This is a genomic window from Occallatibacter sp., from assembly GCF_049582745.1.
In the GTDB taxonomy this organism is placed as follows: Bacteria; Acidobacteriota; Terriglobia; order Terriglobales; family Acidobacteriaceae; genus Telmatobacter.
Genome location: NZ_JBAUUO010000149.1, coordinates 1 through 4854, shown reverse-complemented (window position 1 = coordinate 4854; position 4854 = coordinate 1). Strand labels below are relative to the sequence as shown.

The window sequence follows — 4854 nt, the reverse complement described above, 5'->3', positions numbered from 1 at the left end:
GGATCAGATGCTCAAGGGCATGCTTCTCGGTGGGAAACTTGCGCGCCAGGGAATACAGATTGATCGCTGACCTCATGCCACATATCTTGTGTCAAAACACGTCATGCGTCAAGGGGATAATCATTCTCCTTGAAAAACAGCCTCTCCACGGGAAAACTGGAGAATAGCACGACTCCATTATTCGTAATACGCCATGACATTGGTATCACCATTCGATGATTGGAGTTATGACGGCCATCACAAAAAGGTGCGCTCCTGACTGCTGTTACAGTCTGAGTGAATTCGACTTGACCAGAACAAGATTCACTAGACAGTACAGCGCGACAATCTGCTGTTATGTATAGGTGCGATAGCGGCGCAACTCCCCAGCAAGCCAAGGAATTCCACATTTGAGTACGTCTTGATGTACGATTGTCCGAAGATGCGGCGGGCACTTTCAATCTGCATGATCTTCTTTTTCGGGTTTGGGCCGCTTTCAGCTGCCTTTCAAGCCGACGAAGAATCGCGTCTACCTGCCTGTTGCCGCCGTCACGGCGCGCACCACTGCGCGATGTCCGATTCCATGACGGCCCGAATGCTTGAGTCCGCATCGGGCAGATCGATTTTGACGGCTCCCTCGCACTGTCCCCTCTATCCAAACGGAAGCTGTGTACTAAATACTCCGGTTCACGCGCTCGCGCCGTCGACGAAAGGTCTTCCGGCCCTGCTGGCGCAGAATCACTCACCAGTTGCATCGCGTGCCGCTGCGCGTACGAGCCAAGCACGCACCCGTGCTAACCGTGGACCTCCAGCCTCGTTAATTGCCTAAGAAAATCCATCGTTGAGTGCATGGCCCGATTCTCTGAATCGGCCTAGTTTTGCATTTCCCCGGACCCGCAGAATCCCAATTCCGAATGGGGGACGAGTTCCTTTCCCTTGCGGACCATGCCTCAAGGTTTCTCAAGGGCCAGCCCCACTTTGTTGAGCACCGTAGCTGCCACAAAAGTTCGGCCGTCGCCTCAGCATAGCTTTCCCTGGAGGTCTCCGTTCTCATGCGCAAATACATCCTTCTGATTTCGGCATTCTTGCTAGCTGCCTCCAATCCCTCGTGGGCTACCGTCTTCGCCGACGTGCATGGCGTCGTTCATGACCCCGCTCACCGGCCCATTGTCGGCGCGGACGTGATGCTGCTCGCATCTAACTCCTCCTTCACGCTCACCGCAAAGACCAACGCGGACGGTGAGTTCGATCTCCGCCAAGCCCCACTCGGCTTCTACACGTTGAAGGTCTCGGCCACCGGCTTTGCTACTGCCGAACAGTCGCTCACCGTCGCCTCAGGTACCAACCCGGTCGTGCATATCCCGCTCGCCGTCGCAAATGCCACGCAAACTGTGGTCGTCACAAGCACTGACACCTCACTCTCCGCCGCGGATACCGTGACTCCGACTACGCTCATTTCCCGCCAGGACATCGACCAGACACCCGGCGCCAGCCGCACCATCGGGATGGAGATGATTACCGACTACGTGCCCGGCGCCTATATGACTCACGACATGCTCCACATGCGCGGCGGTCACCAGACCAGCTGGCTCATCGACGGCGTGGCGATTCCCAACACCAAGATCGCTTCGAACGTCGGACCGCAGATCGACCCCAAGGACATCGATTCGCTTGAAACGCAGCGCGGGAGCTACGCCTCAGACGTGGGTGACCGCACCTATGGCGTCTTCAACGTGCTTCCTCGAAACGGATTCGAGTACGACCGAGACGGCGAGTTTCTCCTCACGGGCGGCAACTTCGGCACCGGTGAGGCACAGATTTCTCTCGGAAACCACTCCGCAGCAACCGCCTGGTATGCGAGCCTCACGGGCGGCCGGTCTGATTACGGCCTTGCCACTCCGGTCGCCTCGGTTTTTCACGACGCAACGAATTCGCAAAGCGCCTTCGTGTCGCTGATCCGCAACCAGACACCCAAGGACCAGTTCCGCCTCAATGCGCAGTATCGTCAGGATCACTTCGATGTGCCGTACGATCCGAGCCTCACTGACTGGCAGTCAATGAGCGGCTACTACGCCTCCTATGGCCTGCGCGACGCGCAAACTGAGCGCGACTCCTTCATCATCGCCAATTGGGTACACACGATCTCGCCCAAGGCGCTCTTCTCCGTCGCACCCTTCTACCACTTCAATCAGGCCAATTACGATTCGCTCTCTACCGACATGCCTGCTTCAACCACCTGGCACCAGGGTTCGAACTACGCCGGAGGCCAAGCAGACGCCTACCTCAACGCGGGCCCCAACAGCTTCTCCGCAGGGGTCTACTCGTTCTACCAAGCCGAGAACGATCTCTTCGGTGTCCAGGTGAACGACGGGTCCGCTGAGTCGCAGCCGAACACTCCCGGCAATGCCAGCGCCGCACTCGGCGAGTTCTACCTTTCCGATCATCTGCGGTTCGGCCGCTACATAACCCTTCTCGGCGGAGAGCGCTTCTCCTTTTATCGCGGGGGCTACCAGGGCGCGGCGAGTGAAAACGCCATCTATCCCCGAATTGGCGCAACTGTCGAGATTCCACGTCTTCACTGGGTGCTACGCGGCTTCTACGGCCACTTCTTCCAACCTGCTCCACTGCTCACAGTTTCCAGCTCGGTACTAAACTATGCCGGCAGCCTTGGAGGTGGTGAGAACACCTTCACGCCCATTCCTTCCGAGCGCGATGAAGAGCATCAGTTCGGTATTCAGATTCCATACAAAGGCTGGTTTTTGGATATCGATACCGTCAAGAACAGGGTGAACAACTTCCTCGATCACTCCAACCTTGGCGAGTCGAACATGTACTTCCCCATCGCCGTTGATGGAGCGCTGGTGCGCGCCTGGGAGATGACATTGCGTTCGCCACAGCTTGCGCACTTCGGGCAGTTCCACGTCACGTACGCCAATCAGATCGCGGAGCAACGCGGCAACATCATCGGCGGATTCACCTGCAGCGATCCCAGCGATCAGGCCTGCAATGCCGGCGACTTTTCCTATTCGCCCGTCGACCACGACCAGCGAAACACGCTGAACACCGGCTTCACCGCGGCCCTGCCGTTGCATACCTGGTTCTCTACGAATGTCTACTACGGATCAGGCTTTGCAAACGGCCTCGCCTGCGCACCGATCAGCAGTTGCCCGGTGAACAATGGACCTTATGCCGGACCGTACCTGCCTGTGCACACCACCTTCGACGTTTCCGCGGGCCACGCTCTCGGCGAGCGCTGGAAGGTTGCTGTCAACGTCGTCAACGTCACCAATCACCGCGTGTTACTCGACAACTCCGTCACCATCGGTGGATTTCACTACAACGATCCGAGGTTGATCTCCGGCGAACTTCGTTACCGCTTCCACTTCTGATCTTGACACGCAAACCGCTCGTAGCAACATTGCAGAGGTCATCTCAATGAATCGCAGAGAACTCCTTAAGCGTTCCGCAGCCCTCGGCTTGACCGCCGCCGGCTCGTTGACACTACCTGCCGCGGCCGCCGCAACATTCGACGCAGCCGCAGAACGTGCCGCGCTCAATCCGCTTGCCCCTCCGGCCAACGCGTCCATTCCAGTCGCTTTCCTTATCTCCGAAGGTGCCGTGGTTATTGATTTTTGCGGCCCATGGGAAGTATTCGAAAGAGTCAACATTCCCGGCCGCAAGTATGATGCATTCAGTCTCTACACGGTCGCCGAGTCTGCGGCTCCCGTTACTGCGGGCGGTGGATTGAAGATCACGCCTAACTACACCATCGCCAATGCCCCCACACCGAAGGTTATCGTTATCCCCGCACAAAGCCCTGCCAGCGAGGCTACCAAAGCCTGGATTCGCAATGCGACCAAGAACACCGATGTTACGATGTCCGTTTGCACCGGTGCCTTTGTGCTTGCGAGCACCGGTTTGCTTTCCGGCAAGGCTGCCACCACACATCACGGCGCTTACGTCGACCTTGCGATGCAGTATCCGGACATTCATGTCCAGCGCGGAGCCCGCTTTGTTGAAGCGGGCAATTTAGCGACCGCAGGCGGCCTCACTTCTGGAATGGATCTCGCCTTGCGGGTGGTCGAGCGCTACTTCGGCCGGGACGTGGCAAGCCAGACTGCCGCCCTGCTTGAATATCAGGCCCAGGGGTGGCTGAACCCGTCTTCCAACGCCGAGTATGCCGAGCCTATCAGGCAGACGGTGAATCATCCCATCTGCGCCATCTGCGACATGGAAATTGATCGCTCTCTCTCGTCGACTTACAAGGTAAAGACCTACTATTTCTGTGTGAAAGAGCACAAACAAATCTTCGATGCCTCACCAGACAAGTTCGCCGGCGAATGACATTTCCCCGCGGGCTAGGCAATAGTGCGGCCTGCGCCTTCCCCCTTTGCGACGAGTTGTCAGGCCATCACCGAACCTCTAACTGAAGGAGAACTATGAACCAACTCTCAATGTTGTGCCTTTTAATTACGTCGTCGCTCATATTGGCGTTCGCAGCCGTTCCCGCAGCCTTCGCGCACGCTCACCCCAAAACAATAGTGCCGGCTCCAGATTCGGTTGGACCCGCGCCGAGTAAGATTTCGATCACCTTCTCCGAGGCCGTTGAGCCGAAGTTCAGTTCAATCAAATTAACGAATATGGACGGTAAGTCCGCGGATCCTGAAGCTTCGGCTCCCGTCCCCGGCGATCCAGCAACAATCACTCTTGCCGTACCTTCATTACCACCCGGTACCTATGTGGTCCATCATTGCTGTCCAAAATAGCGGATATCTGTTTGACCCGAGGAATGTTTGAGGAGGCTGATCCCCAGTTACTCTGAAGTGGGTTCCCAGTCAGGACCACCTTCAGAGAAGAAAGGATCAGCCATGCTTC

At 57.1% G+C, this 4854-nt stretch carries 3 protein-coding genes; all 3 read left to right on the top strand.

Features of this window, described 5'->3' with window-relative positions; genetic code table 11:
* Nucleotides 1–1031: 1031 nt before the first annotated feature.
* A complete protein-coding gene (locus WCA10_RS21545) occupies nucleotides 1032–3368 on the top strand; it encodes a TonB-dependent receptor (RefSeq protein ID WP_472824592.1) in 2337 nt (778 codons plus the stop codon).
* Between the two features lie 46 nt (nucleotides 3369–3414).
* Nucleotides 3415–4323 (top strand): DJ-1/PfpI family protein, encoded by a 909-nt coding sequence (locus WCA10_RS21540; protein WP_472824591.1) that lies wholly within the window; start codon nucleotides 3415–3417, stop codon nucleotides 4321–4323.
* A gap of 95 nt (nucleotides 4324–4418) precedes the next feature.
* Nucleotides 4419–4745, top strand: coding sequence for a copper resistance protein CopC (locus WCA10_RS21535; RefSeq protein WP_472824590.1), 327 nt, complete (start codon nucleotides 4419–4421; stop codon nucleotides 4743–4745).
* The last annotated feature ends 109 nt before the right edge of the window (nucleotides 4746–4854 follow it).

Coding starts and splice junctions, on each gene's coding strand:
- WCA10_RS21545 (WP_472824592.1), top strand. CDS start 1,032: ATGCGCAAATACATCCTTCTGATTTCGGCATTCTTGCTAGCTGCCTCC.
- WCA10_RS21540 (WP_472824591.1), top strand. CDS start 3,415: ATGAATCGCAGAGAACTCCTTAAGCGTTCCGCAGCCCTCGGCTTGACC.
- WCA10_RS21535 (WP_472824590.1), top strand. CDS start 4,419: ATGAACCAACTCTCAATGTTGTGCCTTTTAATTACGTCGTCGCTCATA.